The sequence below is a fragment of the Nocardiopsis sp. NPDC055551 genome, from assembly GCF_053619415.1.
This window is the reverse complement of sequence record NZ_JBSHJJ010000001.1, coordinates 409,643-428,315: the sequence shown is the minus strand read 5'-3', so window position 1 is coordinate 428,315 and position 18,673 is coordinate 409,643. Positions and strand designations below refer to the sequence as shown.

Here is an 18,673-nt window from a genome sequence, read left to right as displayed (position 1 = left end):
GCCACTCGGGTCGCGGCCGTTCAGGAGGTCGGATACTGCTGCGCTTGAAGCAGGCGCGCGAGGTGCGCGGCGTTGCGGGCCGCCGTCGCCGTGGTGGTCGCCACGGCCTCCGGAGTGCTGTCGAGGTCGATGTAGTCCTTCGGGTTCATCGCCTCGGAGTTCCAGTAGGTGGACCCTGTGGCGGGGATGGTGAACCCGGTGTCGCTCAACGCCTGCACGCAGTCCGCGACGATCTTGTGCGCTCCGTCCTCGTTACCGACGACGGCCACCACGGCGACCTTGCCGTACATCGACGGCCGCCCCTGGTCGTCGGTCTCGGAGAGTTCGGCGTTGATCCGCTCCAGCACCCGCTGGGCGACACTCGACATGTGGCCCACCCAGGTAGGCGTGGCCAGGATCAGGATGTCGGAGTCCACAAGCTTCTGCCGGAGTCCCGGCCATTCATCGCCCTGCCCCATGTCGACCGCCACACCGGGGCTGACCCGGTGATCGACGACCCGCACCGACTCGCCCCGCACGCCGTGGCCGGAGAGTTCGTCGAGCACTTGCCGGGCGAGCAACTCACTGCTGGAAGGGTCCGGAGTGGGCTTGAGACTGCATACCAGGGCGAGGGCCCGCAGATCGGAAGACATGGCGGCACCCTACCCATCTCCGGTCTTGTTCTTCTGCAAGCGCGGCGCTTCGACGGGCCATTTCACGGAAACGTGGTGTCAATCAGTCCTCGTCGACGGGCCTGCGGGAAGAAGCCATGAGTCATTACCGGGGTCGGCGGCAGGTTGTGCCCCTGACCCGCGAGGACCCTACGAGGTGTCATCGGGCACCGCCGACCACCCGTGGGTGCTCCGTTCGTGCTCCGCGGTTTTGGACCGGGACGACACCGGGTGGCAGACCGTGGCACGGGACGGCATCACGCTTCGGATGGGGGCGGTACGGCACCAGGGCGCCGGACCTTCTCGTCCGATGCCGCGCGTGGGTCTCTTCGTGCATTCGATCGGCACCGCACCGGGAAACCTGAGGCACCGAAGCCGCAAGGGCTTCACTGTGACCGGAAGCGTCCCGGGCTCATCCCGGTGACCCTCCTGAAGGCCGTGCTGAACGAACTGGCCGAGCGGAAACCCACCCGTTCGGCGACCTCCTCGATACCCTCCCCGCGGGCGAGCATCACGATCGCGTGCTGGGCGCGGGCGGTCGCGCTCCACTGGGCGAAACCCATCCCGGTCTCGGCGTGGAAGGCTCGGGTGAGGGTCCGCGAGCTCACCCCCAGACGTGTGGCCCAGGCGGCCAGGGTGGTGGTGTCGGCCGGGTCCTCGCGCAGGGTGTCGACGATCGGCCGCAGCAGGCCGGACTCCGGAAAGCGCAGCAGGAATTCGTGTTCGGCCGGGGCGAGCACGTCCAGCACCATCGACTCGGCCTTGGCGCGAGATTGGGGGGTGAGCTCCTCCTCCCCCAGCCGGCCGAGCAGCAGTTTGAGCAGCGGGGTGACCTCGACCGCGACCGGGCGGTCGGAGAGTGGCGCGACCTCGCGGACGCTGAAGTGGGCGGCCCTGTGCCAGGTGCCCGAGGGGGTCCATCCCGAGTGCGGCACGCCCGCCGGGATCCATAGCCCCACCGAAGGGGTGATGGACCACAGGCGCGGGCCCACGGTGGCAGAGGAGGCGCCCCGTTCGTTCCAGAGGAGTTCGTGGGTGGGGTGGGAGTGCTCCTCCCAGAAGGTGTCCTGCGCGATGACCTCGACGCTGCCCCGCATCACGAAGGGCACGTCGATCTCACCGGCGGCGTAGCGGGGCAGTCTGCGGCTGTCGGAACCGGCGCGCCGGGCGGTGCGGGGATCGGATACGGGCACCTCACCAGGGTACGCGGCGTCGATCGGGGCGGAGTGGGGCGAAACTATGTTTAGAATGAAAACCGTTTTCATTACCTGATTCGGACGACCCCCCGGAAAGCGAGGACGGATGCGGCACGCCACCGCTCCCCCCGACGCACCACCCCACCTGCCCCCGGCCCCCTCTCCCCCACCCCGGGGCCGTCGCCTGGCCACCCCCGCCGGGACCGCGGCCACCGCGCTGGTGCTCGCGGTCCTCCTGGCCGTCTCCGCGCTCCTGGCCGTCGGCCTGGGCACGGCCGTGGTCCCGCCCGCCGAGACCGCCCGCTACCTGTGGGCGGCCCTGACCGGAGGCACCATCTCCGCCGAGGAGGTCACCCGCTACCAGGTCGTCTGGCAGATCCGCACACCCCGCGTCCTGCTCGCGGCCGTGGTCGGCGCCGGTCTGGGCGCCGTCGGTGTGGCCGTTCAGGCCATGGTCCGCAACGCCCTGGCCGACCCCTACATCCTCGGCGTCTCCTCCGGCGCCTCCGTGGGCGCCGTGCTGGTCGGAGCACTCGGCGGACTCTCCCTGCTGGGCATCTACGCCGTATCCGCCGGGGCGTTCGCGGGTGCCCTGGTCGCCACCCTGCTCGTGTACGTCATCGCGCACGGCCGCGCCGGAGTCACCCCGCTGCGCCTGGTCCTGACCGGGGTGGCGCTGTCCTTCGGCTTCCAGGCGGTCATGAGCGTGATCGTCTACCTCGCCCCCAGCAACGAGGCCACCAGCACCGTCCTGTTCTGGACCATGGGCGGCTTCGGCGCCGCCACCTGGGGTTCGCTGCCGGTCGTGGCCGTCACCGTCCTGGTCGGTGTGGTGCTGTTGCGCGGCCTGGCCCGGCCGCTCGACGTCATGGCGCTGGGCGACGAGACCGCCGCGAGTCTGGGAGTGGACGCCCACCGTCTGCGCCGGTGGTTGTTCGTCCTCACCGCGGTGATGACCGGCGCGATGGTCGCGGTCAGCGGCGCCATCGGGTTCGTCGGGCTGGTGGTCCCCCACATCGTGCGCATCCTCGTGGGCGCCGACCATCGCCGAGTGCTGACCGTCGCCCCGCTCGCGGGTGCGGTCCTGATGGTGTGGGTCGACCTGGCATCCCGAACCGTGGTCGCACCGCGCGAACTCCCCTTGGGCGTGATCACCGCGCTCATCGGGGTGCCCGTGTTCCTGGTCCTGATGCGCCGTCGCGGCTACCTCTTCGGAGGACGCTGATGGAGACGACACCGATGGACCTGCGACTCGACGACCTCTCGGTCGACCTGGGCGGACGAACGATCCTGCGCGCCCTGACCCTGGACGTTCCCGCGGGTCAGGTGGTGGGCCTGGTCGGCCCCAACGGTTCGGGCAAGTCCACCGCGCTGCGCTGTGTCTACCGGGCCTTGACGCCCGCCGGTGGCCGGGTCCTGGTCGGTGAGGACGACCTCACCGCGATGGGGCTGCGCGACGCCGCCCGCCACGTGGCCGCCCTGACCCAGGACAGCGGCAGCGATCTCGACTTCACCGTCGCCGAACTCGTGGCCCTGGGGCGGGCCCCGCACCTGCGCGGCAACCAGCCGCTCAGTGCCCGCGAACGGGAGCTGTGCCACCGGGCCATGGAACGCATGGAGGTCTCCCACCTGGCCGGGCGCGGGGTGCTGGAGCTGTCCGGCGGCGAACGTCAGCGGGTGCTGGTCGCCCGCGCCCTGGTCCAGGAACCCCGGGTCCTGGTGCTGGACGAGCCCACCAACCACCTGGACGTGCGCCACCAGTTGGACCTGTTGGCCCTGTTGCGCGAGGTGGGCGTGACCGTGCTGGTGGTCCTGCACGACCTCAACCTGGCCGCCGCGGCCTGCGACGTCGTCGGGGTGCTGGCTGAGGGCTCCCTGGTGGCCGCCGGTCCACCCGAGAAGGTCCTGACCGAACACACCCTGCGCGAGGTCTTCGGGGTGGAGGCCACCGTCGTGGCCCACCCCCTGACCGGCGACACCCAACTGCTGTACCGGCTCCCCTCCACGAAAGGCCCCCGATGAACCGTAAGAAGCGCACCGTCCTCCTGCCCGTGGCCGCGACCACGGTCCTGCTCGCCGGCTGCGGCGCGCAGGTCGAGGAGCCCTCCCAGGCGGCGCTGGACACCACCACCGTCAAGCGCTGCGGCGAGGAGGTGGAGTACCGCACCCCCGAGCGGGTGGTGGCCTACGAGGCGGGCAGCGCCGACAAGCTGTTCGCGCTCGGCCTGGCCGACCACGTGCACGGGTACGTGATGCCGCCGGCCAACCCGCCGGTGGAGGAGTCCCCGTGGGCGGACGACTACGCGAGCGTGGAGTTCCTCAGCGACGACCTGCTCAACCGGGAACTGGTCGTGGACGCCGAGGCCGACATGGTCGTGGCCGGGTGGAACTCCGGCTTCAGTGACGAGCGCGGCATCACGCCGGAGATCCTGGACGGGCTCGATGTCCAGAGCTTCATGCACACCGAGTCCTGCTTCAACTACCCCGGTCATCCCGAGCGGGTGACGCCCTTCGAGGGTCTGTACACCGACCTGGAGCGGATGGGCGAGATCTTCGGGGTGCCAGAGCGCGCCGAGGAGCTGGTGGCCGACTACCGCTCGCGCGTGGAGACGGTGGTCGAGCAGGCCCCCGAGGGCGACCCGGTCCCGGTGTTCCTGTACGACTCGGGCACCGACCAGCCCTTCACCGCGGGCAACCAGGTCCCGCCCGACGACATCATCTCCCACGCCGGTGGCGAGAACATCTTCGGTGACCTGGAGGAACGCTGGACCCAGGTGGGCTGGGAGTCCGTGGTGGAGGCCGAGCCCGAGGTGATCATCATCCTCGACTACGGCGACCAGCCCGCCGAGGACAAGATCGACTTCCTCACCTCCTCCCCGACCATGGCCGAGGTTCCGGCGGTGGCGGAGGAGAACTTCTTCGTCCTGGACTACAACGAGGGCATCTCGGGGCCGCGCAACATCGACGGTCTGGAGAAGTTCGCCGAGTACCTGCGCGAGTTCGACCAGAACCGAGGCTGATGTCCGAAACCTCGGACGGTTCCTCGCTTTGACCCCTGTGAGGGCCGGGTCACCTCCTGATTCACCAGGTTTTAGGTGTGGAAGCCCGGTCCTTCAGGGACGAGAGGAAACGCCCCAGCCCACCCTTCCTGGCTACCAAAGACCGGAAAAACACGGAGAAGTTCTCTGATTCGGCCCCACGCCCCGGTCGGGGGTGATTAACGTGTTGGCTCATGAAGCTGGTGGTGCGGGTCAAGCTGCTGCCTTCGCCGGAACAGGCGCAGGCACTGCAAGCGACCCTGCGCGCCTGCAACGAGGCGGCCGACCACGCTTCCCAGGTGGCTCAGAGCACCGGAGCGACGGACAAGTACCTCCTACAAAAGGCCGTCTACCACGAGCTGAAGGGCCGGTTCGGTTTGTCGGCGCAGCCGACGGTGCGGGTCATCGGCAAAGTGTGCGATGCCTACACCACCCGGCACGCGAACCTGAAAGCCGGCAACCTTGGACGGAAGGGCTCCCAGCGACGGAAGCGGGTGGCATCCACTCCGATCGGTTTCCGCTCCGATGCCGCACAACCGTTCGACGATCGATGTCTGTCCTGGCAGATGGACGCCCGCACCGTCTCCATCTGGACCGTGTCCGGGCGGATGAAGAACCTGGACTTCACCACCTCCCCCGATCAACTGAAGCTGTTGACCGAGTACCGGCAGGGTGAGAGCGACCTGCTCTGCCAGGACGGGCAATGGTTCCTGGCGGCCACCTGCGAGGTGCCCGAACGGGTGGAGAACCCCGATCCGGTGGGGTTCGTGGGGGTGGATCTGGGGATCGTGGAGATCGCCACCACCTCCACCGGGGACCGGTTCGCCGGACGCCACCTGAACCGGCAGCGCAGGCAACAGAACGAACTCCGAGCCAAACTCCAACGGAAGAACACCAAGAGCGCCAAACGGGTGTTGAAACGCCTGCGCCGCCGGGAAACACGGCGAGCACGGGATGTGAACCACACGATTTCCAAGCGCATCGTGGAGCGGGCCGAACGCACCGATCACGGCATCGTCCTAGAAGACCTTCGGGGCATCCGTGGCCGAGTACGGCAGGCCAAGAGAAACCGCTCGGCGTTGCATTCGTGGAGTTTCGCGCAGTTGCGGGACTTCGTTACCTATAAGGCTCGCAGGGTTGGGGTTCCGGTCCTGGTGGTGGATCCGGCCTACACCTCCCAGACCTGCTCGGAGTGCGACCACACCAGCAGACGCAACCGGCCCTCCCGGAACCGGTTCGTGTGCCAAAGCTGTGGTGTGATGCTGCACGCCGATGTCAATGCTTCACGCAACCTCGCCCACCGAGGCCAGGCCGCGTGGAACGCGGGGCGCCAGTCAACCGCCCCCACACCCACCAGATAGTTGGGTGTGTAAGACGCGGGAGGTGCGACCCATCCACCAGATGGGCGCCTACCCGCAAGCCCGTGGACTTCAGCCACAGGTAGTTGACTGCCGGAATTCGTTGGTTCGGCGGTGGATCGGGAGGCACACGGGTGAGCGAGCACAAGACCGTCCAGAGGACCCCCGAGATCTGGCGTCTGGTGGTCTACAGCGCCATCGGCGTTCTCATGTTCTTCGTGCCGTTGACCATCGGCGGGGAGAACGCCATCCCGCTGGACCACCTGGTCCGGCTGATCCAGGCCGGTCTCGGCCCGACCCTCCCCTACGTCATCCTGCTGCTCATCGCCGCCGGGACCGTGCTCCCCTTCGCCACCGGCGAATGGCGCGGCACCCGCGTGAAGTCGCTGTTCGCGCTGCTCAACGTGGTCGGTCTGCTCACCGCGTCCATGGTGGTGTTCGACCTGGGCCCGGCCTGGCTGCTGGACGAGGACCTGGCGCCGTTCCTGTTCGACTCGGTGGCCGTCAACGTGGGTCTACTCGTACCGGTGGGCGCGGTCTTCCTCGCCATGCTGGTGGGCTACGGCCTGATGGAGTTCGTCGGAGTGCTGCTGCAGCGGGTGATGCGACCGGTGTGGCGGGTGCCGGGCCGGTCCGCGGTGGACGCGGCGGCCTCGTTCGTGGGCAGCTACTCGCTGGGGCTGCTCATCACCGACCGCGTGTATCGGTCGGGACGCTACACCGGGCGGGAGGCCGCGATCATCGCGGTCGGGTTCTCCACCGTTTCGGTGACGTTCATGGTGGTCATCGCCAACACGCTCGACCTGATGGACGTCTGGCTGACCTACTTCTTCCTGACGTTCTTCGTCACCTACGCGATCACCGCGATCCAGGTGCGCGTTCCCCCGCTGAGCAGTGTCCCCGACGTGCCCTACCCCGAGGCGACCCCACAGCCGGAAGACGACGAGGGCGGCCGGCGCCTGCACCGGGCCTGGGAGGAGGCGAAGGCGGCCCTGCGCGCGGCTCCCTCCCTGCCGCGCAACGTCGGCGCCAACTTCATGGACGGCCTGCGGATGTCCATGTCGATCCTGCCGTCGATCATGTCGGTGGGCACGATCGGCCTCGTTCTGGCCCGGCACACCCCCGTCTTCGACCTGCTCTCGTACGTGTTCGTGCCCTTCACCTGGGTGGTGGGGAGCTCGGATCCGCAGCTGGCCGCCAAGGCGCTGTCGGTGGGCGTCGCCGAGGTGTTCCTGCCCGCCACCGTGGCCGCCGGATCCGACGACCAGGTGCTGCGCCTGACGGTGGGCGTGGTGTCGGTGGCCTCCATCGTGTTCTTCTCCGCCCTGGTCCCCTGCGTGCTGGCCACGAAGATCCCCCTGTCGGTGGGGCGGCTGGTGGTGATCTGGTTCCAACGGGTGATCCTGGGCATCCTCATCACCGGTCCCCTCGCCCATCTCCTGGTCGGCCTGTGACCCCCGGTCACGCGCTCAGAGGTGATCGTCGCCCGTCCCTTCCGGAGAGGGGTCGTCCGCCAGAAGGCGATGGGCCCGGCGCAGCACCTCGATCTGCGCCGGGTTGTACAGGTCCGCCAGTGCTCGGGTGATGATCTCCATGGCGTCCCGCTCCCGGCCCAGGACGAAGGGCGCCGGGTCCTCCGCCGAGGGGTACTCCTCGCGGATGGCGCCGAGCACCGGCGCGAGGTGCTCGGCGACCGCCTGCACGGTGTCCTCGTCGGCGTTCGCGGACAGGGTGTTGAACTCGGCGTCCACCTCCCGATGCCGGGCGGACATCTCCCGCATGTCCTGGACGAACTCCTCGACGAACAGCTGCGAGGAGACCATGATCATCGCCCGGTCCGCGTCGGTCAGGTGCGAGGCGACCGCCTCGAACCCCGGGGGAACGTCCGCCGACGCGTGGTGGCGCAGCAGGTCGGCGAGCTCGGCGCGGATGGCCCGCCTGCGCTCGATGGACGCGGCCAGCTCGGCGTCGAGTGCGCGCACGGTGTCGACGAACCCGTCCTCCGACCCGTCCATCGAGGCGATCCGGGCCAGCGACATCCCGAGGTTCCGCAGCCGCCGGATCTGCAACAGCCGTACGAGGTGGCCGGTGCCGTAGCGCTTGTAGCCGTTCAGGGCGCGCTCGGGCTCCTCCAACAGGTCGATGGCGTGGTAGTGCCGGATGGTCTTGATGGTCGTGCCCGCCAGTTCGGCGAGCTCACGGGTGCTCCAAGACATCAGTGGAGGGGGTTCGGGCTCGGCATGGCCCCATTCTCCGTGATCGGGCGCCGGAACGGCAAAGGTGGGGCGGCTCCCCGGCGCGGTCGCGCTCCCCGGGCTTGACCATGCCCTTGGGGCATCGTTTGGGATGTCGGTGTCGACGACCACACCGAAGGAGCACGCCCATGGCCACCGAGGAACACCATCCCCGGCCCCGTCCTCGACGCGTCGAGGTCGAGGAGCTCTTCTCCGATCCGGCCTTCGCCAACCCGACCATCTCACCGGACGGCACGCGAATGGCCTACCTCGCGCCGGCCCACGGGCGGCTCAACGTGTGGGTGCGCGGGATCGACGAGGACCACGAACAGGCCCTCCGCGTCACCCACGACGAGCGACGAGGCGTCACGATCTACCACTGGTCCGACGACTCGCGTTGGCTGTTGTACCTGCAGGACACCGATGGCAACGAGGACTGGCACCTGTACCGGGTGGACCTGAAGGACCCGAACGCTCCGGCCGTCGACCTCACACCCTTGCCGCCCGGTTCCCGGGTGTTCGCGGTCGAGTCGTTCCCCGCACGCGCGGGGAGCGTGCTCGTGACGATGAACAAGCGGCCGACGGCCCTGGACCTGTTCCGGATCGACGTGGCCACGGGTGAGACGACCCCGCACCACGAGCAGACCGAACCCACGCAGAGCGTGCTGTTGGACCACGAGGGCGAACCGGCGTTCTCCTCCCGACTCACCGAGGACGGCACGATCGAGTTCTCGGCCATCGACCCGGTCTCGGGTGAACACCGACTCCTGAGGCGCGTGGGCGGGGCCGAGTATCCGTTGGGCGTCCATCCACAACTGGTGACCCCGGACGGCACGGGACTGGTCATCGGCGCCTACCTCGACTCGGACGACCTGCGACTGGTGCGCATCGACCGCGAGACCGGTGCGACAACCGTCATCGCCGCGCAGGAGGGGCGGAGCCTGGACACCATGGGCGGCATGGCCCCGGGCGTGCTGCCCCCGACGGTGTTCACCCGACGCGGCACCGGCGAGGTCCTCGCCGCCCGGTTCGTGGGACCGCGCCCGGGCATCGAGGTGCTCGACGAACGGTTCGCCGAGGTCTACGCGCGGCTGTCGGCCCTGTCCGACGGCGTTGTGGGGACGTTGTCCTCGGACGACTCGGGGCAGCGGTGGATCGTCACCTTCATCCATGACCGGGACCCCGCCGTGGCCTGGTTCTACGACCACGCCACCGGCCACAGCCGTCGCCTGTTCCGGCCCTTCCCGCACCTGGACCCGGCGGACCTCGCGCCGATGGAACCCATCGGGTTCGCCGCACGCGACGGGTTGCCGGTGCACGGGTTCCTCACCCTTCCGGTGGGTCTGGCCCCGAAGAGGTTGCCGCTGGTGCTGAACGTGCACGGCGGGCCGTGGGCACACGACACCTGGGGCTACAGCCCTCAGGCGCAGATCCTGGCCAACCGGGGTTACGCGGTGCTCCAGGTGAACTTTCGCGGCTCCACCGGGTACGGGCGGCGGCACACCGTCGCCGGGATCGGCGAGTTCGCCGGAGCGATGCAGGACGACCTGCTCGACGCCGTCTCGTGGGCGATCGACCAGGGGTACGCCGACCCGGACCGGATCGCCATCATGGGCGGCTCCTACGGTGGCTACGCGGCTCTGGTGGGTGTCACCGCCACCCCGGACCGTTTCGCGGCGGCCGTCGACTTCGTCGGGATCGCCGACCTGGCGAGCTTTATGCGCGACCTGCCGCCGTTCAGCCGTCCCTACCTGATGAACAACTGGTTCGCGTACGTGGGCGACCCCGAGGACCCCGCGCGGGCCGACGAGATCTCGGCGCGCTCACCCCTGTCCATGGTCGACAGGATCACCACGCCGCTGTTGGTCGCCCATGGCGCCAACGACGCCCGCGTGATGCGTTCGGAGTCCGACGGCATCGTCGACTCCCTTCGTGAGCGCGGGGTGCCGGTCGAGTACCTCGTCGCCGAGGACGAGGGACACGGTTTCGCCAACCCCGAGAACGAGATCCGGCTCCAGTACGCCATCGAGCGGCACTTCGCCGAGCACTTGGGCCACACCGGTCGACCCGAGACCGACGACGGGTGACCGGGTCGGGCCCCGGAGGAGAACCCCTCCTCCGGGGCCCGACCGACTCAGCCTTCCCTGTGCACGGCCTGTTCGGGGGCCGGGCGGCGGTCCCAGTCCATCCGGCACCAGGGTGGTTCCAGCCCGTCCGGATCGTCGATCTCCCGGGGGGAGAGATCGGCGACCGGGCGGGCCTCCTCATGTCGGGCGAACACCGAGTCCACGTACCGGTGCCCGGTGTCGGCGGCCACGAACACCACCCGTCTTCGTCCCGTGCGCGCCTCCCATCGAGCCACCAGGTAGGCGGCCCCGGTCGAGAGCCCCGCGAAGATCGCGTGCCGGCGCAGCAGGTCCACGCTGCCCGCCAGGGCCGCGTCGAACCCGGTCCAGTGCAGGGTGTCGTACAGGGTGTGGTCGACGTTGCCGAACGGGATGGAACTGCCGATGCCGGCGATGATGATCTGTGGGTCGGTGACGTGGTCGCTGGCGAAGGTGACGCTGCCGAACGGTTGCACCCCCACCAGTGGGGTGGCGGGGTCGCTCTCGCGCAGGTAGCGGGCGAGCGCCCCGGTGGAGGCCCCCGACCCCACCCCACCGACCAGGGTCAGGGGCTCCTCTCCCACGTCCTTGCGGATCTGTTCGGCCACCGCCCGGTATCCCAGCCCGTGGATGACGTCGTGGTATTGGCGCATCCAGTGGTACTCGGGGTGCTCGCGCAATACCTCCCTTACCCGCTGGACCCGCCGGTTCTGGTCCAGGCCCAGGTCGTCGGAGGGCGGCATCTGTTCCAGGGTCGCGCCGAGCACGGCCAGTTGCAGGCGCAGGGGTTGGTCGATGGTGGTGGATCCGATGATGTGACAACGCAGCCCGTAGCGGTGGGCGGCCAGCGCCAACCCGTAGGCGTAGATTCCGCTGGAGCTGTCCATGAGGGTGTCTCCGGGGCGGACGACCCCGGACTCCAGCAGGTGGCGCACCGCCGCGAGGGCGGAGGCCACCTTCATCGACTCGAAGCGCAGGCAGGCCAGGCCGCCGCCCAGGTCGATCAGATCAGGTCGGGCGATGGCTTCGGAAACGTGGTGGTCCAAGATCGCTCCCCGGTGCTGAGGGTTCTCGTGGAGGTGGAGAAGACACGGGTGGGGGTGAGCCCCTCCCAGCCGAGCCGGTCGACGGCCGCGTCGATGCGGGCACGCAGTTCGGGTCCGGGTTCGGCGGCGTCGAAGAGGAGTCCGGCTACGTTGCCGCTGTGCGCCACCTGGATACCGAGCGCCCCGCAGGAGCGGGCGGCGGCCCGTAGGGCGCCGAGCTCGGTTTTGGGCAGCACCCGCTGGTTGAGGATGGCGCTCTCGGTGCACACCCGCCCCACCCCGGCGGGGTCGTGTTCGTTGATAGCGGTGCGCAGCGCGGCACGCAGCCTCTCGTAGACGGCGATGTCCCCCGACCGTGCGGTACCCCGCAGGGCGAGGGTGTCGACGGGTTGACCGGAACCGGTCAGGCAGCCCACCACGGCGAGTTCGGGCAACGCCGCGCCCAACTCCTCCAGCACCCGGCCGCGACGCTGCGCGAACAGCAGCGGCCGCTCCCCGAACATGACCGGGTCGCTGGCGCCCTCTGCGGCCACCGCCACCCTCGCCACGATCGACGGTGCGAGCTCCACCCCGAGCCCGTCCGCGACCGCGCGCACGGCGGCGGTCACGTCACTGGTGGACGAACCCATGCCGAGCCCGGGCTCGGCACCGCCCCGCACGCTCAGGTAACCGCCGACCGGGGCGACGTCGCCCCGGCGGACGCACTCGGCGACGGCCAGTTCGGCGGCGCGCGCCGCCTTGGCGCGGTCGGGCGGGTCCACCACCACGCGCCGGGGGGCGCGGGTGGAGAACGGGGTGAACACCGCGTGGGTGGCGGGTTCGGCCATGGGCAGGGTGACCAGGCCACGGGTGGGTTCGCCCCGCCCGTCCAGGAAGATCCCCTGGAGTATCTCGCCGTGGTGGCAACTGGCCTGTCCGGTTCCGAGGGTCACTCCTCGGCCTCCTCGCGATATCGGTAGAGAGTGGTCGGTTCTGCGCTGAACTGGGAGAACGGGAAGGGTTCGGCGGACACCGCGGTGACGCCGAAGCCCAGGAAGGCTCGGGCGACGGCGCTGCCGCTCTGTGCGTAGACCACGAAGGGGAGGTCGCGTTCGCGGCAGCGTTCCAGGATGCGGTCGAAACTGCCGTTGCCCAGGGTCATGCCGGTGGCGACGACGGCGTCGGCCTTGGCCAGCACGTCCTCCATGTCGGTGTGGACCTCGTCGCCCCACTGGGTGCGGCGCAGGTTGAGGTCGCAGGGAAGGCACTCGCCGCCGCGTTCGCGGATGGCGGCGACGAGGGGGTTGACGACGCCGATGAGGGCGACGCGTCTGTTGTCGGGGGCGGGCAGCAGGCCGGCGATGGCGCGGTCGCGGGCCACGGCGCGTTCCTCGGGGGTTCCGTACGGAAGGGTGACGGCTTCGGCGCGCGGGTCCTCGCGGTGGGGTGTGGCCTGGCCGAGGTAGGCGTCCAGGGCGGCGAGGCGGACGGGTGCGGGCCCTTGGAGGAGGTCGACGAGGGGACGGCCGGACAGGTCGGCGCAGATCGCCGGGTCGAGTTCGCCGGCCTCGAACGCGCACGCGCCGAAGGCCCGGCCGATCCGGACCAGGACGTACTGGTTGAGGTAGGTGACGTCGCCGCCGGCCAGGCGGGTGCCGTGGTGGACCCAGAAGACGCTGGTGGCGACGGGGAGGTCGGGGGTGGCCAGGACGGACTGTCGGAGTTCTTCGAGGTCTCTCATCGGACGGCCTCCACGTTCGGTCCGGGATCCGCGGTCGTGGCGGCTTCGGAGATCGTGCCGGGCTCTCGGGCCAGACGGAACAGGTAGGTGAGGACCCCGTCGTCCCAGTCGTGCAGGTGGTGGATGTTCGCGGTGAAGCCGACGGTGGCGGCGTGGCCGATGATGTGGCGCAGGTCGGCGGTGTTGGAGGCGACGAAGTACACCTCGCCGTCGGGTGCGAGGAGGTCGCGTTCGGCGAGTTGGGTGAAGAAGGCATCGGTGACGGGGGTGCCCGCGCACACGTTGCGGACGATGTCGGGATCGTCGCTGACCGGTCGGCTGACGGCGGGCGGGTTGAAGGTGACCGTGTCCAGGCGTGTGCCGTCGGGTAGAGCCTCGAAGAGGTCGCCGACCCGGGGCAGGAACTCCGTGGCGCCGTCGGTGCCGACGATCCGGTGGTAACCGGCCTCGGTGGCGGCGACGCTGGCGGGGTGGACGTCCAGCGCGTGCACGCGGGCGGCGCCGCGCAGACCCGCCACGATCGCCTCCACGCCGAGCCCGACGCCCATGGCCGCGTAGACGCGTCCGCGCACGTCGATGTCGTCGTCGAGGACGCGCTGGTGGATCATCCGGCTGGTGGCGCCGGGGATGAAGACGCCCGGGGGGACGTCGAACTCCCAGCCGTTCCAGGTGTAGGCGCGGTGGGTGTGCAGGTCGGCCTTGGGTTTGTTGAGGGCGATGATCTGCTCGGCGGGCAGCGGTGGGGGCAACTGGTCGAGGAGGGAGGGGTTCACCCGGATCCTTTCGGTGGGGCTGGATCGGACATGGGCGGGGCGGGGGTCACGGCTTCCGGGGAGCGACTATAACGACAATGAAAATCGTTGTCACGCAAATGGATGGAATCGGCGAGTGGATCGGTCGGTCGGCCCGCTCGCCGGACCGGCTCACGGACGCCGGGCGCCCGCGCGCCCCCACGAGTCGTTCCCCCCACCACGGAGCGTCGAACCCCGGTCACCATGGGCCTTCCGCCACCCGAGGTCAGCCGCACGCGACCTCCACCGAAAGGCCGCTACGCATCGAAACCGGGAGCATCTCGGGGCGAGCCGGCGGGCCGGGGCATCGCCTGAGACCAAGCCCCGGCGACCCGGGCGAGGTGATACACACGAAGATGCGCGCAACTGATTATCGTTTTCACTAGAGTAGTGCGCGACCACACTCGAACCGACCAGAGATGAGAACCACCCGTGTCCTCGACGACGTCGCCGCCGAACACGACCGGGCCCCGGCGCCCCTCCCCCCTGCTGCGCCCGGACTTCGTACGCCTGTGGTGCGCCACCACCGCGTCCGGCATGGCCACCTGGGCCATGCCGTTCATCCTCGGACTCGCCGTCCTGCACGGCTCACTGAGCGCCGTCGGCCTGGGCCTGGTGCTGGCCGCCCGAACCGCCGGATTCCTCGTCGCCGTACCCCTCGGTGGGCTACTCGCCGACCGTCACTCACGCCGCGCCGTGGTGCTGTGGTCCGGGCTCGCCGCCGCCGTGGCCACCCCGGTCCTGGCCGCCGGGCTGGGCACCTCCACCACTCTCATGGCCGTGGCCGCCGTCGTCGTGGGCGTGGGCCAGGGCGCCTGCCGGCCGGCCTTCCAGGCCCTGACCGCCGAGGTCGTCGCCGTCGAGGACCGTCAACAGGCCAATGCCGCCATGACCTTCTCGGTGCGCGTGGTCACCCTGCTCGCCCCCGGCCTGACCGCGCTGGCCGCCACCGTCACCGGGCCCGCGACCCTGCTCCTGGTCACCGCCGGGTTGTGGTTGGCCGCCGCCCTGCTGCCGCGCGGCGCCGACGCCGTCCCCGGCTCCCCGCGCGAGCGCGCCCCCTTCCACGTGGAGTTCGTCGAAGGGCTCACCGAGGCCCGCCGCCACCCCTGGTTCCTGGCCGGGCTGGCCGCCCTGACCACCGTCATCGCCCTCGGTTACTCGGCCACCAACGTGCTGCTTCCGCTGGCCAGCCGCGACCACTACGGCACCGAGGCCGTGCTCGCCGGCGCCCTGACCGCCTACACCGCGGGCGCCCTGGTCGGCGCGGTCCTGGTGTCCCGCTGGAAGCCCCGCGCGCAGGGTTGGTGGGCGCTGTTCGGACTGGGGCTCTACGCCTTGGCCCCGCTGAGTCTGGCGTTCCCGGTCGGCGCGGTGGTGGTGTTCGCCGCCTACGCGGTGGTGGGGCTGGGCGTGGAACTGTTCAACGTCCCGTGGTTCACCGCCGCCCAGCGCGAGGTCGCCCCCGACAAGCTCGCGCGGGTTTCGTCCTTGGACTTCCTGTTCGCCTACGGGTTCGCACCCGTGGGGCTGGCGCTGATCGCCCCGGCGGCCCAGGCGTTCGGCGCCGAGGCGGTGCTGCTGGGTTGTGCCGCGCTGTGCGTGGTCGTCCCGGCACTGGCGGCGCTGGCACCCGGGGCGAGGGACTTCCGGACCCGGCACGGGCGTGGCTGAACCCGTGCCGGGCGAGGGTCCACTACCCGTGGCTCACAGGGCTTCCTCGTGGGTGTCCACGGTCCACTCGCGCATCCGCTCACTCGGGGTGATCCCCAGCCCCGGGCGACCGGACAGGTGCATACGACCGTCCGCGATCTCCAGGTGTTCCTCGAAGAGCGGGTCCAGCCACTCGAAGTGCTCCACCCACGGCTCGTGCCGGTAGGCGGCGGCCAGGTGGACGTGGATCTCCATCGCGAAGTGCGGCGCCAGGTGGAGGTGGTTCCGGTCGGCCATCGCCAGCACCTTGAGGAACTGGGTGATACCGCCGATACGGGGCGCGTCCGGTTGGACGATGTCGGCTCCGCCATGCCGGATCAACTCGGCGTGCTCGGCCACGCTGGTCAACATCTCGCCGGTGGCAATGGGGGTGTCGAAGACCTCCGCGAGGCGCCCGTGCCCGGCGAAATCGTGGGCGTCGAGGGGTTCCTCGATCCACACCAGGTCGAAGGGTTCCAGGTCCCGGCACATCCGTCGCGCCTGGGCCCGTGACCACTGCTGATTGGCGTCGACCATGAGCGGGAAGTCATCCCCCAGGTGATCGCGGACCGCCGCCACCCGGGCCAGGTCCCGGGCACGGTCGGGGTGACCGACCTTGATCTTGATCCCCCCGATACCGCTTTCCAGTGACGCGGTGGCGTTGGCCAGGACCTCCTCTGTGGAGGCGTGCAGGAACCCGCCCGAGGTGTTGTAACAGCGCACCGAGTCGCGGTGGGCGCCCAAAAGCTTGGCCAGCGGGAGCCCGGCCCGCTTGGCCTTGAGGTCCCACAGGGCGATGTCGAAGGGCGCGATGGCCTGGGTGGACAGTCCCCCACGGCCCACCGAGGCGCCCGCCCAGACGAGCTTGTCCCAGATCCGTTCGATGTCGTTGGGGTCCTCCCCCAACAGCGCGGGGGCCACCTCGCGGGCGTGCGCGAACTGACCCGGGCCTCCGGCCCGCTTGGAGTACCCGAACCCGATGCCCTCGTGGCCGGCCTCGGTGCCGATCTCGGCGAAGAGCATCGCCACCTCGGTCATGGGGCGCTGACGTCCGGTGAGGACCTTGGCGTCGCTGATGGGGGTTTCCAGGGGCAGGGTCACCGAGGAGATCCGGACGCGGGTGACGCGGTCCTGGGTGGCCGTTCCGGGCGTGGTGGTCGACATCCACTGTCCGTTCTGTGGTCCGGGGGCGCGGGAGGGCGAAGGGGACCGCCCTCCCACGCGGGGGTTTCGAAGGTGGGTTCTCGGTGACCCGATCAGCCGCCGCCGGTGGCCGTCTCGACCTCGGTGATGAACTGCTCGGCGGCCTCTTGCGCGGTGAGGTCCCCGAAGAGGAGGTTGTCGGTGGCCCGACTGCTGATCTCCACGACCTCGCCGGCGCCGATCGGCGGGGGCGGGTTGCCGTCCACGATGGTGCCCTCGACCTCTGCCATGAACTCGGCGGTCTGGCTATCGGCCTCGGACAACTCGCCCAGGATCGCCTCGCGCACCTCCAGGTTGGAGGGCAGTCCGAGGTCGGCCAGGAGCAGTTCGGAGGCGGCCGGGTCGTTGATCATGTGGTCGAGGAAGAGCGCGACCTCCTCGGGGTGGTCGGTCCCGGCGGAGGCCGTGTAGTACATGGCGGGTTTGAGGAACAGGCCGGTGCGGTCGAACTCGGTCTCTCCCGGGTACCGCAGCAGTTGGATCTCCCTCCCCGAGGTCTCGCTCACGCCGACCAGCTGGTTGGTCCAAAAGTGCGCCATGGCGCCGCGGTTGGTGGAGACCACCGACTGGTCGATACCACCCGCCTGGATCTCCACGCTCTCCGAGGCGCCGGGCTGGCCGCCGTTGTCGGCCAGATCCTGGGTGATCTGGAACCAGGCGGCGAGGGTGCCCTTCGAAAAGCCGAGTGAGCCGTCCTCGGCGTAGAGGTTCTCCCCGTGTTGGCGGGCGAAGACCTGGAAGCCCGCCTCGTTGTAGGCCATGCTCTGGGTGCCGACGTACTCGCCGTCGGTGGCCTCGGTGATCTCGGCGGAGATCTCGACGTAGTCCTCCCACGTCCAGGTCTGGTCGTCGGGCATGTCCACGCCCGCCGCCTCGAAGGCCTCGGGGTCGGCGAGGATGGCGTAGGCGTTGACCCCGCTGGCGATCCCGAAGGTGCTGCCGTCCAGGTCTCCGCTCTCGGCGATGAGCGGGTCCAGACCGGACTGGTCCAGGCCGTCCAGTTCGTTGAGGTCCAGGAGGGCGCCTCGCTCGGCGTACTCGCGCAGGTAACGCTCCTCCTGCATGGCGATGTCGGGGGCGTCGTTGGCCGCGGTGTTGGTGGCCAGGCGGTCCCAGTAGGAACCCCAGTCGGTGCTCTCCCCGGTGATGGTGATGCCGGGGTTGTCCGCCTCGAAGTTCGAGATGACCTCGTTCATGGTGGACTGGCGTTCGTCCGATCCCCACCAGGAGAAACGCAGCTGGACGGTACCGTCGTCACCCGATCCCCCACAGGCGGAGACCGCCAGGACCAGTGCGGTGACCGCGGCGGCCGTGCCGGCCGTCGGTCCGGGGCGGGTTCGGAATCGGCCGGGGGGTTGGCGCATGCCGGGACTTCCCTTCGGGGGCGAGGGCGGACTCGGCCCACCTCGCGTGTGAAGTTGCGTGAAGAAAGCGTTTCCCATCTTCCTGGTAAGCGCTATCCAAGCGATGGATTCCGACATTTTTAACATCGGGTTTCACGGGTGTCAATGGTGCCCCCTCGTGAGGTCATCACCGAACGAATCGATGAAACCCCTCCCTCGCCTGGACTGAAACACCAGTTGAAAGCCGCTTTCAACAAGATGTGCGACGGGCGCACGCCCCCGAACGTCGACAAGTGC

At 69.8% G+C, this 18,673-nt stretch carries 16 protein-coding genes; 7 read left to right on the top strand and 9 right to left on the bottom strand.

Annotated features, from left to right (window positions below):
- Positions 1–20: 20 nt before the first annotated feature.
- Together ACWGSK_RS01715 and ACWGSK_RS01710 are read right to left on the bottom strand one after the other, a co-directional pair.
- Positions 21–632 (bottom strand): flavodoxin family protein, encoded by a 612-nt coding sequence (locus ACWGSK_RS01715; protein ID WP_358508099.1) that lies wholly within the window; start codon positions 630–632, stop codon positions 21–23.
- Between the two features lie 404 nt (positions 633–1,036).
- Entirely contained in the window at positions 1,037–1,843 is an 807-nt protein-coding gene (locus tag ACWGSK_RS01710; protein ID WP_452454964.1) for a helix-turn-helix domain-containing protein, read from the bottom strand.
- A 109-nt stretch (positions 1,844–1,952) separates the two neighbouring features.
- Here ACWGSK_RS01710 and ACWGSK_RS01705 point away from each other — a divergent pair, with 109 nt between their 5' ends.
- The 5 genes from ACWGSK_RS01705 (at position 1,953) to ACWGSK_RS01685 (ending at position 7,696) form a co-directional block, all read left to right on the top strand.
- Positions 1,953–3,071, top strand: coding sequence for a FecCD family ABC transporter permease (locus ACWGSK_RS01705; RefSeq protein WP_358508095.1), 1,119 nt, complete (start codon positions 1,953–1,955; stop codon positions 3,069–3,071).
- Between the two features lie 14 nt (positions 3,072–3,085).
- Positions 3,086–3,868, top strand: a complete 783-nt coding sequence (locus ACWGSK_RS01700) for an ABC transporter ATP-binding protein (protein WP_358508105.1) — start codon at positions 3,086–3,088, stop codon at positions 3,866–3,868.
- Positions 3,865–4,866 carry an ABC transporter substrate-binding protein gene (locus ACWGSK_RS01695; protein WP_452454963.1) on the top strand — a complete coding sequence of 334 codons (1,002 nt, stop codon included), beginning with the start codon at positions 3,865–3,867 and terminating at the stop codon, positions 4,864–4,866. The genes ACWGSK_RS01700 and ACWGSK_RS01695 overlap by 4 nt, the downstream gene beginning before the upstream one ends.
- A 212-nt stretch (positions 4,867–5,078) precedes the next feature.
- Positions 5,079–6,245, top strand: a complete 1,167-nt coding sequence (locus tag ACWGSK_RS01690; RefSeq protein WP_358508091.1) for an RNA-guided endonuclease InsQ/TnpB family protein — start codon at positions 5,079–5,081, stop codon at positions 6,243–6,245.
- A 131-nt stretch (positions 6,246–6,376) separates the two neighbouring features.
- On the top strand, positions 6,377–7,696 hold the full coding sequence (locus tag ACWGSK_RS01685; protein WP_452454962.1) for a YjiH family protein: 1,320 nt from the start codon (positions 6,377–6,379) through the stop codon (positions 7,694–7,696).
- A 15-nt stretch (positions 7,697–7,711) separates the two neighbouring features.
- Here the strand turns inward: ACWGSK_RS01685 and ACWGSK_RS01680 are convergent, their stop codons facing one another.
- Positions 7,712–8,458 (bottom strand): helix-turn-helix domain-containing protein, encoded by a 747-nt coding sequence (locus ACWGSK_RS01680; protein WP_358508087.1) that lies wholly within the window; start codon positions 8,456–8,458, stop codon positions 7,712–7,714.
- Between the two features lie 167 nt (positions 8,459–8,625).
- Here ACWGSK_RS01680 and ACWGSK_RS01675 point away from each other — a divergent pair, with 167 nt between their 5' ends.
- On the top strand, positions 8,626–10,563 hold the full coding sequence (locus ACWGSK_RS01675) for a S9 family peptidase (RefSeq protein WP_358508085.1): 1,938 nt from the start codon (positions 8,626–8,628) through the stop codon (positions 10,561–10,563).
- A gap of 47 nt (positions 10,564–10,610) precedes the next feature.
- Here the strand turns inward: ACWGSK_RS01675 and ACWGSK_RS01670 are convergent, their stop codons facing one another.
- From ACWGSK_RS01670 to ACWGSK_RS01655, 4 genes are read right to left on the bottom strand one after another with little or no spacing between them, the layout of a single operon-like run.
- Positions 10,611–11,627: a pyridoxal-phosphate dependent enzyme gene (locus tag ACWGSK_RS01670; protein WP_358508083.1), complete on the bottom strand. Its 1,017-nt coding sequence runs from the start codon at positions 11,625–11,627 to the stop codon at positions 10,611–10,613.
- Complete coding sequence (locus ACWGSK_RS01665; protein ID WP_358508081.1) at positions 11,585–12,559, bottom strand: GHMP family kinase ATP-binding protein; 975 nt, start codon at positions 12,557–12,559, stop codon at positions 11,585–11,587. The genes ACWGSK_RS01670 and ACWGSK_RS01665 overlap by 43 nt, the downstream gene beginning before the upstream one ends.
- Positions 12,556–13,347 carry a Rossmann-like domain-containing protein gene (locus ACWGSK_RS01660; RefSeq protein WP_358508079.1) on the bottom strand — a complete coding sequence of 264 codons (792 nt, stop codon included), beginning with the start codon at positions 13,345–13,347 and terminating at the stop codon, positions 12,556–12,558. Before ACWGSK_RS01660 ends, ACWGSK_RS01665 begins: the two co-directional genes overlap by 4 nt.
- The gene (locus tag ACWGSK_RS01655) at positions 13,344–14,120 is read right to left on the bottom strand and encodes a class I SAM-dependent methyltransferase (protein ID WP_358508077.1); all 777 of its coding nucleotides are present in this window, start codon (positions 14,118–14,120) and stop codon (positions 13,344–13,346) included. The genes ACWGSK_RS01660 and ACWGSK_RS01655 overlap by 4 nt, the downstream gene beginning before the upstream one ends.
- Before the next feature lie 450 nt (positions 14,121–14,570).
- On the opposite strand from ACWGSK_RS01655, the gene ACWGSK_RS01650 reads away from it, so the two are divergent.
- Positions 14,571–15,812 carry an MFS transporter gene (locus ACWGSK_RS01650; RefSeq protein WP_452454961.1) on the top strand — a complete coding sequence of 414 codons (1,242 nt, stop codon included), beginning with the start codon at positions 14,571–14,573 and terminating at the stop codon, positions 15,810–15,812.
- 33 nt (positions 15,813–15,845) lie between these two features.
- Here ACWGSK_RS01650 and ACWGSK_RS01645 read toward each other — a convergent pair whose 3' ends face one another.
- Complete coding sequence (locus ACWGSK_RS01645) at positions 15,846–16,994, bottom strand: L-talarate/galactarate dehydratase (RefSeq protein ID WP_358508073.1); 1,149 nt, start codon at positions 16,992–16,994, stop codon at positions 15,846–15,848.
- A 92-nt stretch (positions 16,995–17,086) separates the two neighbouring features.
- A complete protein-coding gene (locus ACWGSK_RS01640; protein WP_452454960.1) occupies positions 17,087–18,397 on the bottom strand; it encodes an ABC transporter substrate-binding protein in 1,311 nt (436 codons plus the stop codon).
- Positions 18,398–18,673 lie beyond the last annotated feature (276 nt).

Excerpts from the sequence above, each read along its gene's own strand:
- ACWGSK_RS01660 (WP_358508079.1), bottom strand. The coding sequence starts at position 13,347 with ATGAGAGACCTCGAAGAACTCCGACAGTCCGTCCTGGCCACCCCCGAC.
- ACWGSK_RS01695 (WP_452454963.1), top strand. The coding sequence starts at position 3,865 with ATGAACCGTAAGAAGCGCACCGTCCTCCTGCCCGTGGCCGCGACCACG.
- ACWGSK_RS01700 (WP_358508105.1), top strand. The coding sequence starts at position 3,086 with ATGGACCTGCGACTCGACGACCTCTCGGTCGACCTGGGCGGACGAACG.
- ACWGSK_RS01715 (WP_358508099.1), bottom strand. The coding sequence starts at position 632 with ATGTCTTCCGATCTGCGGGCCCTCGCCCTGGTATGCAGTCTCAAGCCC.
- ACWGSK_RS01705 (WP_358508095.1), top strand. The coding sequence starts at position 1,953 with ATGCGGCACGCCACCGCTCCCCCCGACGCACCACCCCACCTGCCCCCG.
- ACWGSK_RS01680 (WP_358508087.1), bottom strand. The coding sequence starts at position 8,458 with ATGTCTTGGAGCACCCGTGAGCTCGCCGAACTGGCGGGCACGACCATC.
- ACWGSK_RS01690 (WP_358508091.1), top strand. The coding sequence starts at position 5,079 with ATGAAGCTGGTGGTGCGGGTCAAGCTGCTGCCTTCGCCGGAACAGGCG.
- ACWGSK_RS01675 (WP_358508085.1), top strand. The coding sequence starts at position 8,626 with ATGGCCACCGAGGAACACCATCCCCGGCCCCGTCCTCGACGCGTCGAG.
- ACWGSK_RS01640 (WP_452454960.1), bottom strand. The coding sequence starts at position 18,397 with ATGCGCCAACCCCCCGGCCGATTCCGAACCCGCCCCGGACCGACGGCC.
- ACWGSK_RS01645 (WP_358508073.1), bottom strand. The coding sequence starts at position 16,994 with ATGTCGACCACCACGCCCGGAACGGCCACCCAGGACCGCGTCACCCGC.